At 65.5% G+C, this 16,099-nt stretch carries 13 protein-coding genes; 5 read left to right on the forward strand and 8 right to left on the reverse strand.

The features are described 5' to 3' along the window. Positions 1 to 61 precede the first annotated feature (61 nt). Together moaC and Q1V78_RS09390 are read left to right on the forward strand one after the other, a co-directional pair. Positions 62 to 574, forward strand: coding sequence for a cyclic pyranopterin monophosphate synthase MoaC (gene moaC, locus Q1V78_RS04135; protein WP_300611957.1), 513 nt, complete (start codon positions 62 to 64; stop codon positions 572 to 574). Continuing rightward, a complete protein-coding gene (locus Q1V78_RS09390; RefSeq protein ID WP_331551219.1) occupies positions 567 to 1,799 on the forward strand; it encodes a molybdenum cofactor biosynthesis protein MoaE in 1,233 nt (410 codons plus the stop codon). Before moaC ends, Q1V78_RS09390 begins: the two co-directional genes overlap by 8 nt. Positions 1,800 to 1,984: 185 nt before the next feature. Here the strand turns inward: Q1V78_RS09390 and Q1V78_RS04150 are convergent, their stop codons facing one another. The 7 genes from Q1V78_RS04150 to Q1V78_RS04180 form a co-directional block, all read right to left on the reverse strand. Beyond that, positions 1,985 to 3,226, reverse strand: a complete 1,242-nt coding sequence (locus Q1V78_RS04150; protein ID WP_300611960.1) for an acetate kinase — start codon at positions 3,224 to 3,226, stop codon at positions 1,985 to 1,987. Positions 3,227 to 3,286: 60 nt separating this feature from the next. Next, positions 3,287 to 4,708, reverse strand: coding sequence for a phosphate acetyltransferase (gene pta, locus Q1V78_RS04155; RefSeq protein ID WP_300611963.1), 1,422 nt, complete (start codon positions 4,706 to 4,708; stop codon positions 3,287 to 3,289). Positions 4,709 to 4,878: 170 nt separating this feature from the next. Next, the gene (locus Q1V78_RS04160) at positions 4,879 to 5,892 is read right to left on the reverse strand and encodes a sulfite exporter TauE/SafE family protein (RefSeq protein ID WP_300611966.1); all 1,014 of its coding nucleotides are present in this window, start codon (positions 5,890 to 5,892) and stop codon (positions 4,879 to 4,881) included. Continuing rightward, entirely contained in the window at positions 5,889 to 6,659 is a 771-nt protein-coding gene (locus Q1V78_RS04165) for a sirohydrochlorin chelatase (protein ID WP_300611969.1), read from the reverse strand. The genes Q1V78_RS04160 and Q1V78_RS04165 overlap by 4 nt, the downstream gene beginning before the upstream one ends. After that, entirely contained in the window at positions 6,659 to 8,011 is a 1,353-nt protein-coding gene (locus Q1V78_RS04170; protein ID WP_300611971.1) for a GTP-binding protein, read from the reverse strand. The genes Q1V78_RS04165 and Q1V78_RS04170 overlap by 1 nt, the downstream gene beginning before the upstream one ends. Next, positions 8,011 to 8,973: a sulfate adenylyltransferase subunit CysD gene (cysD, locus tag Q1V78_RS04175; RefSeq protein WP_300611974.1), complete on the reverse strand. Its 963-nt coding sequence runs from the start codon at positions 8,971 to 8,973 to the stop codon at positions 8,011 to 8,013. Before cysD ends, Q1V78_RS04170 begins: the two co-directional genes overlap by 1 nt. Next, positions 8,970 to 9,821 (reverse strand): phosphoadenylyl-sulfate reductase, encoded by an 852-nt coding sequence (locus Q1V78_RS04180; protein WP_300611977.1) that lies wholly within the window; start codon positions 9,819 to 9,821, stop codon positions 8,970 to 8,972. Before Q1V78_RS04180 ends, cysD begins: the two co-directional genes overlap by 4 nt. A 321-nt stretch (positions 9,822 to 10,142) precedes the next feature. Here Q1V78_RS04180 and Q1V78_RS04185 point away from each other — a divergent pair, with 321 nt between their 5' ends. From Q1V78_RS04185 to Q1V78_RS04195, 3 genes are all read left to right on the forward strand, one after another. Beyond that, positions 10,143 to 11,543 carry a GntP family permease gene (locus Q1V78_RS04185; protein WP_300611980.1) on the forward strand — a complete coding sequence of 467 codons (1,401 nt, stop codon included), beginning with the start codon at positions 10,143 to 10,145 and terminating at the stop codon, positions 11,541 to 11,543. 91 nt (positions 11,544 to 11,634) lie between these two features. Then, positions 11,635 to 12,840, forward strand: coding sequence for a glycerate kinase (locus Q1V78_RS04190; RefSeq protein ID WP_300611983.1), 1,206 nt, complete (start codon positions 11,635 to 11,637; stop codon positions 12,838 to 12,840). A gap of 9 nt (positions 12,841 to 12,849) precedes the next feature. Next, the gene (locus Q1V78_RS04195; RefSeq protein ID WP_300611985.1) at positions 12,850 to 13,941 is read left to right on the forward strand and encodes an alpha/beta hydrolase; all 1,092 of its coding nucleotides are present in this window, start codon (positions 12,850 to 12,852) and stop codon (positions 13,939 to 13,941) included. Positions 13,942 to 14,077: 136 nt separating this feature from the next. On the opposite strand, the gene Q1V78_RS04200 is transcribed toward Q1V78_RS04195, so the two are convergent. Further along, positions 14,078 to 15,715: an AMP-binding protein gene (locus Q1V78_RS04200; protein ID WP_300611987.1), complete on the reverse strand. Its 1,638-nt coding sequence runs from the start codon at positions 15,713 to 15,715 to the stop codon at positions 14,078 to 14,080. Positions 15,716 to 16,099: the final 384 nt, after the last annotated feature.

Consider the following 16,099-nt stretch of genomic DNA (forward strand, 5'->3'; position numbering starts at 1 on the left):
GCTCCGAAAGTTAAGCTGTGTAGCGAAAGCTAGTTATTGGCCCCCAAGGAGCGTGGAGAATATGTCCGACCCGCAGCCGCAGCTGACACATGTGCGCGATGATGGCTCCGCCCACATGGTGGACGTCACCACCAAGTCCGAGACCACCCGCACCGCGACGGCGGAGGGCTTCCTGCGGACCCGGGAGGACGTCCTCGCCATGATCTTCCAGGATGGGGACGTCGACCAGGCCGGCCTGCCGAAGGGGGATGCGCTGCCGGTGGCGCGCGTCGCCGGGATCATGGGTGCGAAGAAGACCCCGGAGATCATTCCGCTGTGCCACCCGCTGCCGTTGGGCAAGATCACCATCGACTTCGAGAAGGTCACCGAGCCTGAACCCGCGGTGCGGATTATCGCGACGGTGAAGACCCGCGGTGTCACCGGCGTGGAGATGGAGGCGCTCACCGCGGTGAGCAGCGCGGCTCTGACGGTGTACGACATGATCAAGGCCGTGGATAAGCACGCCGGGATCACGGGCCTGCGGGTGTTGGCGAAGGCCGGTGGCAAGTCCGGGGATTGGAGCGTCAATGACTAGCGCGGGCTCGGCACAGGACCTGCGCTCGAGGAATGCGGGGCGCACGGGCCTGGTGATCGTCGCCTCCACGCGGGCGGCCGCGGGCGAGTACGAGGACCGCTCCGGCGTGCTGGCCGTGGAGTGGCTGCGGGAGCGCGACATCGAGACCCCGGATGCGCTGATCGTCGCGGACGCGGACGTCCCCGCGGTCCTGGAACAGCTCTTCACCGGAAACGGCGGCGCTGCTGCTGGTGGCGGGGCCGCGATCCCGGCGTTCGACGCGCTGCCCGACGTGGTGCTCACCTCCGGTGGCACTGGGGTCTCCCCCAGCGACGTCACCGTGGATGCGGTGGAGCGCTTCCTCACCCGCCCGCTGCCGGGCATCGCCGCTGAATTCTTCCGCGTCGGTGCCGCAAAGGTGCCGACGGCGGTGCTCTCCCGCTGCGTCGCCGGGGTCGTCGACAGCCCACGTGCAGCGCACGCCGAGGGTAGCTCCCCGGGGCCGTCCTCTGCCGGACTGCGGGAGCCAGGCGCCAGCACCGAGCGGGCCTTCGTGATGACCCTGCCCGGCTCCCGCGGCGGGGTGCGCGACGGCCTGGAGGTGCTGGATGGCGTGCTCGAGCATCTGCTGGACCAGCTCGCGGGTGGCGGCGACCACGAGGCCCAGGCCACGCAAGGCCCAGCGCCAGAAGCCTCGCCACCTGCGCCCACCCACGTTCCTGAGCCGGGTGCTGCCGAACAGAACCACACGCTGCACGGGAGCGGCTGCTGCCACGGGCCAGCCGTCCCCGACCCGCCGCACGTCGCGAAGCAAACGGGCGTGGTCGTCCACACCCGGATCACCGAGGAGCCGCTGGAGGCGCTGCTCAGCTCGGCGAAGGACGTCACCACCACCCGGGCGATGGGCGCGGTCAGCACCTTCGAGGGCGTGGTGCGCGACCACGATGGTGGCGAGCTCGTCGACACGCTGACCTATAGCTGCCACCCCAGCGCGGCGCACGTGCTGCGGGAGGTCGTGGAAGAGGTCGTAGCCGCCCACCCCGACGTCCGAGCCTGGGTTGCGCACCGCACCGGCCCGCTGGAGATCGGCGACCTGGCGTTCCTCGTGATCGTCGCCGCCGCGCACCGCGGCCCGGCCTTCGCCGCCACCGCGGAGCTGGCCGACCAGGTGAAGGCGCGGGTGCCGATCTGGAAGGAGCAAAAACTCCGCAGCGGGGCCACCACCTGGGTCGGCCTCGATAGCTAAAACCCCTCGCGCCCTCCGCACCCCTCTTCCCCTCTCCCCTTTTTCCGCTCTCGCGCGCTCCCCTCCCCCGTTTTGCAGAGTTTGAGGTCGCAAAACACCCAAAAAGTGACACTCAACTCTGCAAAACAAAGGAAGAAGCTGGTGGCCCGCAAGCCACCAGCTACCACCTCACTGTTCGGCGAGGCCTACTGCTCGGCCAGCTCCATCGCGTACTGCGCGATAGCCAGCTCCTCGTTCGTCGGGACCACGAAGACCTTGATCTTCGAGTCATCCGTGGAGATCACACGCGGGCCCTCCACGCCCTCCTTGTTGAGGTTGCGATCATCGTCGATCTTGATGCCGAAACCCTCCAGATCAGCCATCGCGTCCTTGCGCACGAACGCGGCGTTCTCGCCGACACCTGCGGTGAAGGTGATCGCATCCGTGTGTCCCAGGATCAGCATGTAAGAACCGATGAAGCGACGCAGCTGGTGGATGTAGATCTCGTAGGCCAGGCGGGCGTCGTGATCGCCCTGGTCCATCAGCTCCTTGATCTCACGGAAATCATTGACCCCCGCGATGCCCTTCAGACCGGAGTTCCGGTTGAAGAGGTTATCGATCTCGTCGACCTTCATGCTGCCGGCGCGTGCCAGGTGGAAGATCACACTCGGGTCGATGTCACCGGTACGGGTGCCCATGACCAGACCAGCCAGCGGGGTCAGGCCCATGGAGGTGTCGATCGCCTCGCCGCCGCGGATCGCCGCAGCAGAGGCTCCGTTGCCCAGGTGCAGGGTGATCTGGTTGACCTTCTCCGGCTCGCGGCCCATGATCTTCGGCACCGCGCGGGAGACGAACTCGTGGCTGGTGCCGTGGAAGCCGTAGCGGCGGATGTTGTACTTGTCCGCGACCTCCTTGTTGAGGCCGTAGTGTGCCGCGTGCTCCGGCAGGGTGGAGAAGAACGCGGTATCGAAGACCGCGACGTGCGGAACGTGGCCCAGCAGGGCGCGAGCGTTCTTGATGCCGTCAATGTTCGCTGGGTTGTGCAGCGGAGCCAGCGGGACGAGCTTCTCGATCTCAGCGACCATCTTGTCGTCGATCAGCACCGGCTCGGAGAAGGTCGCACCACCGTGCACGACACGGTGACCAACCGCGATGAGGTTCAGGTCCTGCGGGCCGCAGCCCAGCAGGGACATCATGCCGAATGCACGCTCCAGGCCCACCGAGTGGGACAGGATCGGGCGGGAGTCCTCCATCTTCGTGGTGGCCGTGGCGATCTTGATGTGACCCTTCGGCTCGCCGATCTTCTCGACGATGCCGGTGATGAACGGCTCTTCGTGCGCATCCGCGCTCGGGTCCAAGACCTGGAACTTGATGGAGGAGGAACCGGAGTTCAGAACCAGGACGAATTCGATCTCGCCTGCTGCTGGATCGTGCTCGGAGGGTGCCATGGTGATTGTCCTTTCGGAAGCTGAAGTGGTGAGGGGTGAGTGGTGTTGTAGTTCGGGTGTTTAACCGGCCTGGATCGCGGTGATCGCCACGGTGTTGACGATGTCCGGGACGGTCGCGCCACGGGACAGGTCGTTGACCGGCTTGTTCAGACCCTGCAGAATCGGTCCGACCGCCAAGGCGTTCGCCGTGCGCTGCACCGCCTTGTAGGTGATGTTTCCGCTGTTCAGGTCGGGGAAGATGAAGACGTTGGCCTTGCCTGCCACGTCCGATTCCGGCATCTTCTTCTTACCGACGGAGGCGACGGCAGCCGCGTCGAACTGCAGTGGTCCGTCCAGCTGCAGGTCCGGGTTGTCTGCCTTCGCCTTCTCGACGGCGGCGGCGACGGCCTCGACGTCCTCGCCCGCACCGGAGGTTCCGGTGGAGTAGGACAGCATCGCGACCTTCGGGTCGATGCCGAACTGGGCGGCCGTCTTCGCGGACACCGCGGCGATCTCGGCGAGCTGCTCAGAGGTCGGGTTCGGGTTGACCGCGCAGTCACCGAAGGCCCACAGGTAGCCGTCCATGACCATGAGGAAGATGGAGCTGACCACGGACGCGCCCGGGGCGGTCTTGATGATCTGGAAGCTCGGGCGGATGGTGTGCGCGGTGGTGTGCGCCGCGCCGGAGACCAGGCCATCGGCCAGACCCTTGTGAACCATCATGGTGGCGTAGTAGGAGATGTCCTTCATGGTCTCCCGCGCCTCGTCGATGGTCACGCCCTTGGCCTTGCGCAGCTCTGCGAAGTCCTGAGCGAACTCCTCCAGCTGGGTGCCAGTATTCGGGTTCGTGAGGGTCGCGCCGGAAAGGTCCAGCTGCAGCTCGCGGGCGCGCCGAGCGATCGCACTCGGGTCGCCCAGGATGGTCAGGCGGCAGACGTTCTGCTCCAGCAGATGGTGGGCTGCCTGCAGAATGCGGTCGTCGTCGCCCTCCGGCAGGACGATGTGCGCGTTCTTCTCACGGGCCTGGACGATGAGGTTGCGCTCGAAGAGTTCCGGTCCGACGATCGGCTCGCGGGTCTCGGACTTGTGGACGCTGCCCAACTCGACGTAACTGATGGCCTCGCCCTCGCACTCCAGCGCGGAGGAGGTGCTGGCAGGGCCCTCCAGCATGGCGATGCCCGCCGGGACGCGGCCGATGCGGACGAGCTGGCCAAGGGACTGCTGCACGGAGATGCGGTCGGCGTCGGAGCCCGCGACGAGGATGTGGGAGGCGCCTAGCGCGCCGGCGAGGCGGGCGTCGAAGGAGACAGAGCCCGTGCCGACGAGGACGTCGGCGCTGGTGGTGCTGCCGAATTCCAGAGCCTGAGGGAAGTCTGGGTGAGACGGGCGGATGTGCTCAAAAAGGTCGGCGCTGTTGCCGCCACCGGCGTTAGCCGCTTTGATGATCTTGGGGCGCTGCGCTGCTGCGCTAGCCAGGGGGCTTACGACTGCTTTGACGGTCACCTAGTTCATCCTCCAGGGCTTCGTAGCGGTTAGCCGATCACAGTGATAGTGGCGGGCCCGCAAGCCCGCCACTATCACTGTGATCGGCTTCACTTTCTAGGTGAAACAATAACGTAACGCGCGTCACAACGCACGTCCGCTTCGCGACCCTCTCCACCCCTTTCCTACCCCTATCTATCCCTCCCGGCGCGAACGCTAACAGTTTCACGGTCGGCAGCGGCAGGCCCCTGCCCAGCAGCATCACCGGTGGTGGGAGTCGCCTCACGGGACTCCGGCTCAGCAGATTCAGACTCGGCACGGGAACCCGCCCGGCCTCGCCAAAGTCCCCAGAGCGCGATGACGGCGAGGATGGCCAGACCGATCTCCACCGCGCGCAGGCTCACTGTTCCCCCGGTCACCAGGCGCGAGGAGTTCAGCAGCACGAGCAGGAGGCCCACCAGGCCACCGAGGACGGTGGGGTTGATGCGGCTCACGGCCCAAGCTGCGATCGGTGCGGCAATCACACCGCCGACCAGCAAGCCAGCTACCGGCTGCCACAAGGACAGGAACTGCGGCCCCAGCCCGAAGATGAACCCCACGGATGCCGCCACAGAAACCAGAAATTCCGAGGCACTGACCGTGCCGATCACCTTCCGCGGCTGAGTCTTAGCAACCGTCAGCAGCGTGGAGGTGGTCATGGGCCCCCATCCGCCGCCACCGCTGGCGTCCAGGAATCCGCTGGTGATCCCGAGAACGCCCAGGCCGATGCGGGTGCGAGGTGCCCGGCGCGCAGTGTCCCGCTGCTTTTCTTCCTTAGTCTTCGACGCCTGCTTGGCGCTGGAGAGGAAGATCGAGCGGAAAAGCAGCCACAGTCCGAGCAGGAGCAGGAAGCTCGTCACCACTGGCTCAGCGGCCGCGGTGGAGATCTTGGAGAGCACCGTCGCCCCTAGGAAGGCGCCGATCGCGCCCGGCACGCCGAGAGCCAAGACGGTGGGCCAGTGAACATTGCCGAGCTTCCAGTGGGCCGTGCCAGAGGCTGCGGTCGTGCCCACCTCGGCGATGTGCACGGCGGCGCTGGCCGCGGCAGGACCGATGCCGGTGATCAGCAGCACCGTCGTGGCGGTGACGCCGAAGGCCATGCCCAGGGCGCCGTCCACGAGCTGTGCAGCCAGACCAGCAATGGCGAAAAGCAGGATCTTCCTCATGCCGGCACCCTCTCTGTAGCCCAGTGGCTAGCCGTGGCACCAGCGGGCGCCGTGCCGGTCAGGGCGGCGACCCGTGCGGTCACCAGCGGGGCGATCGCGGTTCCAAGTGGGCCCGCAGCGATCGTGCCCGGCACATCTGTGGCCTTATCCAGCAGCAGGCCCGGGGCGAAGAACAGCGGCAGTACCGCGGTGGGTGCGGCCTGCGCCCCAGCGCGCCGGCCCAGCCCCTCGCGGTGTTCAGCCACACTGATTCCCCCGCCGGTGGCGAAGATCGCCCGGGCGGGAATCCCCAGCAAGCGGCCGACCTCGGCGGCCAAATCCTCGACCGCCTCGTTCGCACCCGGGATAGAGGACCCGACGGCGTAAACCACCGCGTCGCCCGCCGAAGCGGCCGCCACGCGATGGCCGTGAGCCTTTCGCCACTGAGCCACGAGGAGCTCAGCCACATCAGTGCCCAAACCAATTGGTTCGGTGGCGCGCAGAGCCATCCCATGGTTGCGCTCCGCCTCCGCGATGGCCGCGGGGACGTCCTTGCGCAGGTGGAAGGCGCTGGTGAACAGCAAGGGCATGACAACAGCCCGACGGTGACCAGCGGCTCGCAGCTCGCCGACCACGGCGTCCAAGGTGAATTCGGAGAAGTCCAGGAAGGCGGCACGCGCACCAACCTCGCGGGCAATCGCGTGCACAACGTCCTCGGCGCCGCGGCGTCGCGAGCCGTGAGCCAGCACGATCACCGGCTCAGGCTGGGCGAAAGACTCGCTAAACATCAGCTGCTCACCAAGCCCGCGGTCAATGTATCCCCGGTCGAGGGGTTGATCAGCAGGAAGGAGCCCGTCTGACCGCCTCGGACGTAAGCCTCCACCGGAAGTGGGTCGGCCACCGCCACGCGGATGCGGGCGACGTCATTCTGCTCCAGGGCAGTGGCCGGCTCCCCGGCCGTCCCTGCTTCTGCAGCCGCACCATCGGCAATGCTCAGCTGCTCGTCGATGCCCAGCACGCGGGCGCGCACCTCTGCCGGGCCGTAGCGCAGCAGCAGGTTGGAGCCGACCCGCACCGGCGCATCCGCCAGGTGGAAGGCCAGGGCAGAGAACTGGGTGACCGGCTCCGGCAGGGTCTCGTCGGAAAGGATGGAGCCGCGGGAGATATCCAGCTCATCCTCCAAGCGGAGGGTGACGGACTGCCCGGCGGTGGCGCGCTGCTGCGGTCCATCCGGGGTGTCGATGCCAGCCACGCGGGTGCTGCGGAAACCAGCGTGCACGGTGTCCCCGACCGCGACCTCACCGGAGGTGATGCGGCCGGCGTAACCCCGGTAGTCGGTGGCGTGGTCCCGGATGACGAACTGCACCGGGAAGCGGAACTCCTCGGTGGCCACGGCGGCGGGGCGGGCGTCCTCGAGGATCGTCAGCACGGATTCGCCCTCGTACCACGGGGTGTTCTCGGACTTGGAGACGACATTGTCGCCCACCAGCGCGCTGATCGGGACGATGTCTACGACCGGCAGCTTCTGCTCGCCGAAGGCCCCGCGCAGCTCGTCGACGAGCTCGCGAACCTGGCCCGCAGCGGTGTCGAAGGCCTCCTGGGAGTAGTCCACCGCGTCGATCTTGTTCACAGCGACGACAACCTGCGGGATGTCCAGCAGGGCGGCGACGGTCAGGTGGCGGCGGGTCTGCTCGATCACGCCGTTACGGACGTCGACCAGGATGACCACCAGGTCGGAGGTGGACATGCCGGTAACGGTGTTGCGGGTGTACTGAACGTGGCCCGGGGTATCCGCGAGGATGAAGCTGCGGCGGTCAGAGGCGAAGTAGCGGTAGGCCACGTCAATGGTGATGCCCTGTTCGCGCTCGGCGCGCAGCCCGTCGACCAGCAGTGAGAGGTCGGGATTCTGCAGGCCGCGTGCAGCGGAGACGCGCTCCACGGACTCCAGTTGGTCGGTCAGGATGGACTTGGTGTCGTGCAGCAAGCGGCCAACGAAGGTGGACTTGCCGTCGTCGACGGAGCCCGCGGTGCACAGGCGCAGGGTCGGGGCTTCCTCGTAGGACGTCGCGACGGTTGCGCTCGCCTGATCGGCCCCGGTGGTCGTAGTGGTGGATTCGGTGAGGGAGGTCGGGGCGGTCATCAGAAGTAGCCTTCCTTCTTGCGGTCTTCCATGGCGGATTCAGAGAGCTTGTCGTCGGCACGGGTGGCGCCGCGCTCGGTGGTGGTGGAGGTGAGGATTTCCTCGATCACCTCTTGCGGGGTGGTGGCGTCGGAAAGAACCGCGCCGGTGCAGGACATGTCGCCCACGGTGCGGTAGCGGACCGTCTTGGTGACGGTCTCCTCGCCTTCGCGGGGACCGCCCCACTCGCCGGCGGAGAGCCACATGCCCCCGCGGTTGAAGACCTCCCGCTCGTGGGAGTAGTAGATCGGCGGCAGCTCGAGCTTGCGGTCGCGGATGTAGTGCCACACGTCGGCTTCGGTCCAGTTGGAGATAGGGAAGACGCGCATGTTCTCGCCGGCCTGCAGCTTGCCGTTGTACAGGCCCCACAGCTCGGGGCGCTGGCGGCGGGGGTTCCAGCCACCGAAGCCATCGCGGATGGAGAACACGCGCTCCTTGGCGCGCGCCTTCTCCTCGTCACGGCGAGCGCCGCCGAGGACGGCGTCGTAACCGCGCTGCTGGATGGTCTCGACGAGCGGGACGGTCTGCAGCGGGTTGCGGGAACCGTCTGGGCGCTCCTGCAGCGCGCCGCTATCGATCCAGTCCTGGACGTGCGCGACGTGCAGGTTGATGCGCGGATCGGCGGCGATGCGGTCGCGGAACTCGAGGACCTCCGGGAAGTTGTGGCCGGTGTCCACGTGCAGCAGCTCGAAAGGCACTGGCGCGGGGTGGAAGGCCCGCTTGGCTAGCTCCAGGACGACGACGGAGTCCTTGCCGCCGGAGAAAAGCAGTGCCGGTCGGTCGAACTGGCCGGCGACCTCCCGGAGGATGTGGAGGGATTCGGCTTCCAGTTCCGCGAGGTGCGGGCTGGAGAGCTCGGTGTTCTGTGGTGCGTTGGCCTGATCTGGGTTGGTCTGTTCTGGGTTGATAGTCGTGGTGCTCATACGTGTAGTCCGCATTCTGTTTTGTTGGTTCCTGCCCAGCGTCCGGAGCGGGGGTCCTCCCCCTCGGCGACGGGCAGGGTGCAGGTGGCGCAGCCGATGGACGGGTAGCCCTGCTTAGTCAGTGGGTTGATGATGAGGTCGTTTTCTTCGATGAAGCGCTGGACGTCGTCGTCGGTCCATGCCGCGATCGGGTTGAGCTTCAGCCGGCCGGTGCGGTCCACCTCAATGACGGGGGTGTTCGCACGCAGCGGGGAGTCGACGCGGCGGACGCCGGAGACCCAGGCCTCGAAGGGGTCGAGCATCCTCGCGAGGGGCTCGACCTTGCGCATGCGGCAACAAGCCGTGGGGTTGCGCTGGTACAGGTTCGGCCCGTACACGTCGTCCTGCTCCGCGCGGCTCAGGGTTGGGGTGATCCGGCGCAGCGGAAGGTTGTAACGCTCCTCGACGGCGGCGGCGGTGTCGAGGGTTTCCGGGAAGTGGTACCCGGTGTCGAGGAAGACGAGCTCGGCATCGGCCTGCTGGCCATCAAAGGCCCGCTGGGCCAGCTCGGCGAGGATCGTGTCCTGCATGCTGAGGGTGATGGCCACGGGCCCGTCGAGCTTCTCGGCTGCCCAGGAGAGGATCTCTGCGGCGCTGGCGTTTTCCAGCTCGTCCTTCCAGGTAGCGACCAGCTCTTCGTGGTAGCTGCGACGGTCATTGGGGATCGGGGTGGTTGTGGTCTGGGCAGGCTGCCCATCTGGCTGAGCGGGGCTGACCTCGGGGTCACGCCAGTTCTCGTTGTGGGTGTTGAGGCTCAACAGGGGCTGAGACTGCTGAGTGATGCCTGCCTGGGGGTTGCGCTCCGGCACTGTGGCTCCTCGTTGCGTTCTTGTCGTCGTGTTTGTCGTCGTTTGTTCTGCCGTGTGGAAAGCCCGACCTCCCCTCGGAGGAGTAGAAAGCCAGACAGACCGCTCGGTCTAGGATTAGGGCACATACTAGGCGGGAATTGCGGTACATGCAATAGAAGCGCAAAAGTACCCCCAAGAAAAAGCCTTCTACCTGCGCGTTTACTTAGACCACCTAGTCTACTTTCGGTCCTAAACGACGAAAATATAGCCCCCGTAACGAAGCAATGCCCCGTCCGATAGCATCAACCTCACAAATATCCCCATCACCACCGAAGGAATCACATGACCGGATTGCCTTTGATGGGTGTCTTCGTCCTCGCGATCGTGACGCTCATCCTCATGATTTCCAAGCTGCGCATCCACCCGTTCCTGTCGCTGCTGTTCGTCTCCCTCGTCTTCGGACTCATCGGAGGCGTGCCACTGCTCGACGCGAAGGATGCCGATGGTGAAGTCATCACCACGGGCATCACCAGCCTCATCGGCGAAGGTTTCTCCAGCACCTTCAAGTCCTTCGGCCTCGTCATCATCTTCGGCACGCTGATCGGCTACGTCCTGGAGAAGACCGGCGCCGCCTTCCAACTCGCCGACGCTCTGGTGCGACTCATCGGTAAGAAACACCCGGTGCTGGCCATCCAGCTCATGGGCTGGATCGTGTGTATCCCGGTGTTCTCCGACTCCGGGTTCGTCATCCTCAACCCGGTGCGCCGAGCCCTCGCGCAGCGCACCGGTGCCTCCCCCGTAGCGATGGCGATCGCCCTCTCGGCGGGTCTGTTCACCTCCCACGTCTTCATCCCGCCAACCCCAGGCCCCATCGCCTCGGCTTCCAATCTGGGACTGGAGGATAACCTCCTGCTCGTCATCGGCCTGGGCATGCTCGTATCCATCCCGGTGCTGATCGTCTCCTACTTCTTCTCCGTGTACATCGGCAAGAAGATCACCACGCCGGAATCTGAGGTCATCCCAGATCAGGACGTCGAAGCCGCCTACGAGGAGCTGCGTAACTCCTACACCCGGCTGCCGAGCACCCTGACCTCGGTGCTCCCGATCATCGCCCCGATCATCCTCATGGCCGGTGGCTCGATCGCGAACATGTTCAAGTGGACCGAGGGCCTCGGGCGCCTCATCGTCTTCCTGGGCAACCCAATGCTGGCCCTCGCGATCGGCTTCCTTCTGGCCGTGGTCCTGCTGGCCGAGACCCACATGATGGATCGTTTCCACCAGTTCACCGAGGAGGGCCTGCGCATCGTCGGCCCGATCATCTTCATCACCGCAGCCGGTGGCGTGCTGGGCAAGGTCATCGCAGAGACGGACGTCGTCGACTTCATCTCCAACAACGCGACCGAGCTGGCCGGCCTCGGCCTGTTCTTCCCGTTCCTCGTCGCCGCCCTCTTCAAGACGGCACAGGGTTCCGCCACCGTCGCCATGGTCACGACCTCCGGCATCGTCGCCCCACTGCTGCCCGTCCTTGGCCTGGAGACCCCGCTGCAGGTCGGCCTCGCTGTCATGGCGATCTCCGCCGGCTCCCTGACCGTATCCCACGCGAATGACTCGCACTTCTGGGTCGTCACGAACTTCTCCAAGCTGACCCCGCAGCAGGCCTACCGCTCGCAGACCGTGGTGACTGGCCTCATGGGCGTCACCGCGATGCTCTTCGTGTGGGTGCTGAGCCTGTTTATCGTCTAGCAGCACGAAAGCTTGCCAAAGCCGAGGCCCTTCGGGGCTTCGGCTTCGTGCTTTCCATTCCATGTCCAGGGAAGGATTTACACTCGAAGCCATGAAGTTTGCCGTCATGCCGGACTCGTTCAAGGGCGCGCTCAGCGCGGGCGAGGCCACCGCCGCCATCACCCGCGGGCTGCTGCGGGCGATTCCCGACGCCCAGACCGTCACCATCCCCATGGCAGACGGCGGGGAAGGCACCGTCGAGGCCATGCTCGCCGCCCACCAGGGCGAGACCGGTTCCGCCGAGGACAGCGCCACGATCTGCGACTTCCCGCGCCGCGTGAGCTGCGAGGTCTCCGGCCCCCACGGCCCCACCGCCGCACCGGTGGCGGCGACCTACGCCCTGCTGGACGAACACACCGCCGTCATCGAAATGGCAGCCGCCGCGGGACTGCCGCTGATGGGTGAGGACCGCGACGTCGAAAACTCGACAACCTACGGCGTCGGCGAGCTGATCCGCGACGCGGTGGACAACGGTGCGACGCGGATCCTCATCGGGGCGGGCGGGTCGGCTACCAACGACCTCGGCTGCGGGGCGGTCGCCGCACTCGGCGCCGTGTTCCGCGACGCCTCCGGCGAGGAGTTCCTCCCCACCGGGGCGACGCTGGCCGAGGTCGATTCCCTCAACCTTTCCGGGATTCCAAAGGCCATCACCGCGACCTCGATCACGGTCCTCGCCGATATCGATAACCCGGTCCTCGGCGCCCGCGGCTGCGCGGCAATCTTCGCTCCGCAGAAGGGTGCGGACGCCGAGTGCGTGGCCCGATTGGAAAGCGGCGGGGAGCACCTGACGGAGGTTCTCGCCCGGAGCTGCGGGACATCGATCGCGGATCTGCCCGGCGCGGGTGCTGCCGGTGGGTTCGCCGGCGGGCTCGTGGCCACCCTGGGAGCGGAGATCCACCCCGGCATCGACGCGCTCTTGGAGGCCGTGGGCTTCGATTCCCTCGCCGCGGGGGTGGATGCCATCATCACCGCGGAAGGTCAGATCGATGGTCAATCGCTCTTCGGCAAGGTGCCGGTGGGCATCGCCCGGCGGGCGGGAACAACCCCAGTATTCGTGCTGGCAGGATCCGTCGGTGTGACGAAGGAAGACAGCGGCGTGGCGAGTGACATGCAGCCGCTCTACGACGCCGGGATCACCGCGGTCTTCACCATCGGGCAGCGCCCGGAGCCGCTCCATGCCGCGATCGCTGGCACGGCCGGCAACCTCGAATCCACGGCCGAGAATCTGGCCCGCACGCTCGCCGCCAGACACCCATGAAATAGGCTCATGAAGCACGCCAAAAACCTCACCCGCATCGCGCGCAACTCCGTCAGCAGCCTAGCCACGGAGGTCCGCTCCCGGATCAAGGAGAAGAAGGCCCGCCTCGCCCCGAAGCCCGGAGCACCGCGCCCGGTCAGGCCAGGAATCCGCGACCTCGATGCCACCGGCGTCCTCACCGTCCAGGACCACGGCACGGACATCCCCTTGCACTGGTACGAGGTCGGCCCCAGCGGCGACTCTGCCGCGGAGGCGGGCGACGCGGAACCGCTGACGATCGTGTTTATCCACGGCTTCACCCTCGGCGCGGACTCCTGGTACCGCCAGTTCCGCGGGCTGCGTAAAGAGCTGCCGGGCGTGCGTCTCCTCACCCTTGACCTGCGCGGTCACGGTAAGACCGGCGCGGTGCCACCCTCGTCGTGTTCGACGGACACGGCGGCGCAGGACGTCCTGGCCGTCGTCGCCGAGCGCGCACCGGCCGGAAAGCTGATCCTCGTCGGTCACTCCCTCGGCGGGCAGATTGCATTCGCCGCGCTGCGGCATGCCCCGGAGGACGTGCAGCAGCGCATCGCGGGGCTCGTGCTGGTGTCCACGGCCATCGACCGCTTCGCCGCCAACGGCATCCCGGAGCTGCTAAATCTGCGCATCGTTGGCTGGCTGGCCGGGCTGCTGAAGGCCTCGCCGAAACGGGTTCGCAAGCTGCGCGACAAGATCGCCGGCCTGATCGCCCCGGCTCTCGCGATCGCGGTGTTCTCCCGCCCCACGAACCGCCAGGTCATCGACCTGCACGCCTACATGATCAACGAAACGCCGTTGGACACGTACCTGGGCTTCCTCGATGACCTGCGCGGGCACGATGAATACGACGCCGTCCCGTATCTTTCCGATCTGCCCGGGACCGTCCTCGTCGGGGACAACGACGACGTCACCTCGCGCGAACAGGCTGAAAAGATCATTGATGCGTGGCCGGGCGCGGAGCTGGTCGAGGTCACCAACGCGGGCCACATGCTCCCGCTGGAGGCTCCGAAGGAGGTCAACGCGGTGATCGCGCGACTGGCAGAGCGGGTCGCGGGAGGTACGACGCACCCCCAACAGCGCTGAGACATCGTTACTGGAGCATGAGCTGACGTGTACACCCCACACCACGGTCCAAAACGCCAGAGTCCCCGGCCAAAGGACCGGGGACTCACGAGGCACAAGCGCTAGAACTGGAGCCAGCAAAAGCGAATGCCACTGTCTACTGCGGCGCTGACACCAGCTGCGCGTCGAGTGGGCGGTTTTTCAGGTCCTTGCGCAGGATCTTTCCGGTGGCAGATTTTGGAACAGCGTCCACAAACTCCACGATGCGAACCTTCTTATACGGCGCTACCCGCTCCGCAACCCACGCCTTCAGCTCCTCCGGGTCAATCTTTGCCGGAACGCCAGCAGAATTCTGCTGCGGTACAACAAAAGCTCGAGGAATCTCTTCGCCGTCTTCCTCGCGCACATAGCCGACCACCGCGGCATCAGAAATGTCATCCCGGGTCAGGAGCAGCGCCTCCAGCTCTGCCGGAGGCACCTGGTAGCCCTTGTACTTGATCAATTCCTTCGCGCGATCAACGACGTAGCAATTACCTTCCGAATCCACGGCGACCATGTCACCGGTGCGCAACCAACCATCCGGCAGCAGAGTCCGGGCCGTGGCCTCCTCGTTGTTGAGATAGCCCTTCATCACCTGCGGACCGCGGACCCACATTTCACCAACCGCCGATCGTTCGCCCGACTGTGTGGGCGCGGGAATCTCCGGCAGATCATCCTTGGAGATATCAACGATCTTGATCTCGGTATTTGGCAACGGAGCGCCAACGGACTCTAGAGGCGTCACGTTAACCAAAGAGTTATGGGTAACCGGGGAGGTTTCAGTCATCCCAAAGCCCTGGTAGATATCCACGCTGAGCCGCTGCTGCACCGCGATGGCAAGCTCCCGGTCGAGGGGTGCTGCTCCGGACTGGATAGCGCGCAGAGAGCTCAGGTCATAGGACTCCACCGCCGGGTGCTTCGCGAGTAGAACAGCGATCGGCGGCGCGATGAAGGTGCAGTCAATGTTGAATCGCTCATGTGCTGACAAGAAAGATTCCAACTCGAACTTCGGCAGCGTGACCATTGTGCAGCCCTGAAACAGAGCCGCCCCAAGCAGGCAGTTCATACCGTAAATGTGGAAGAAGGGAAGGACGCCGCAGACCACCGAGCCGGTTTTCATGCCATTGTGCTGCATGGACGGGGACACCTGGAAGAGATTGGCGACCAGATTCTGGTGGCTCAGCTTCACACCCTTCGGAATCCCTGTGGTTCCCGAAGAAAACGGCAACACAGCAATATCCTCGTCCGCGTTGATTTCAACCTCAGGCGCAGTGTGATTTTCGGCGAGAAGCGCCTTGAGCCCAGCCTCGGCATCGGTGAGGTTAATAATCCCTTCAGCCGGAATCCCCTTCGCCTGCGCAGCTTCCATGCCTGCGGTGCCCAGCAGATCTGTGGTGAGCAGCATCTTTGCATCCGCCGCCCGCAACTGCTTTTCAGCATCCTCAGCAGTCGCCAAGGAGCCTAGCGTCGTCACCGTGGCCCCGGATCGAAGAATGCCGAAGTAGGAAATGACAAACGCGGCATGGTTGGGGCAGTGCAGCGCAACCACGTCCCCCTTCCCGACCCCGCGAGCGGCGAGAGCGCCTGCCATGCGCTCGTAACTCGCCTTCAATTCTTGAAAGGTCATCTCCTCGCCGGTCAAACCGTCGATGAGCGCAGTTCTGTTTGTCAGCCCGCCCGACAGGTCGCCGAAGATGGCGTCATAAAGAGGAATCTGTGGGATTGTGACGTCTGGATAAGGGCTTGGGATAGGCATAGCGGTAATCCTTTCGGCGTATCAACGAACCGCGGAGCGTGACCCATAGTTGAAATCTGAAACGTGATTCAGGTCATAAGCGAGAGGTTAGCAGAATCCCTTTCCCTGGCAAATGTTTTCCTTGAAAACAACTACGCGGGCCTCTATCCATCGCCAGTCGCCCCCTCAGCGACCCCGTCCGGACTATCGCAGGTGAAGCAAGCGCTCCGCTCCGTCGAAAAGATGCGAGTGCTCGTTGTAGCTCACGAGACGCACCGGAGTAAGCCCATCCACACCTCGGCCCCCTCCATCGAACGGCGCCACCTCCAGCTGGCGAGCACCTCCAACCCACCCATCAGCATTAGCTCCCGACCTCTTTGGGAGAACCCTAAGCACAGTCAAAGA

Origin of the sequence: Corynebacterium sp. (genome assembly GCF_030152825.1) — a bacterium.
Lineage (GTDB): Bacteria > Actinomycetota > Actinomycetes > Mycobacteriales > Mycobacteriaceae > Corynebacterium.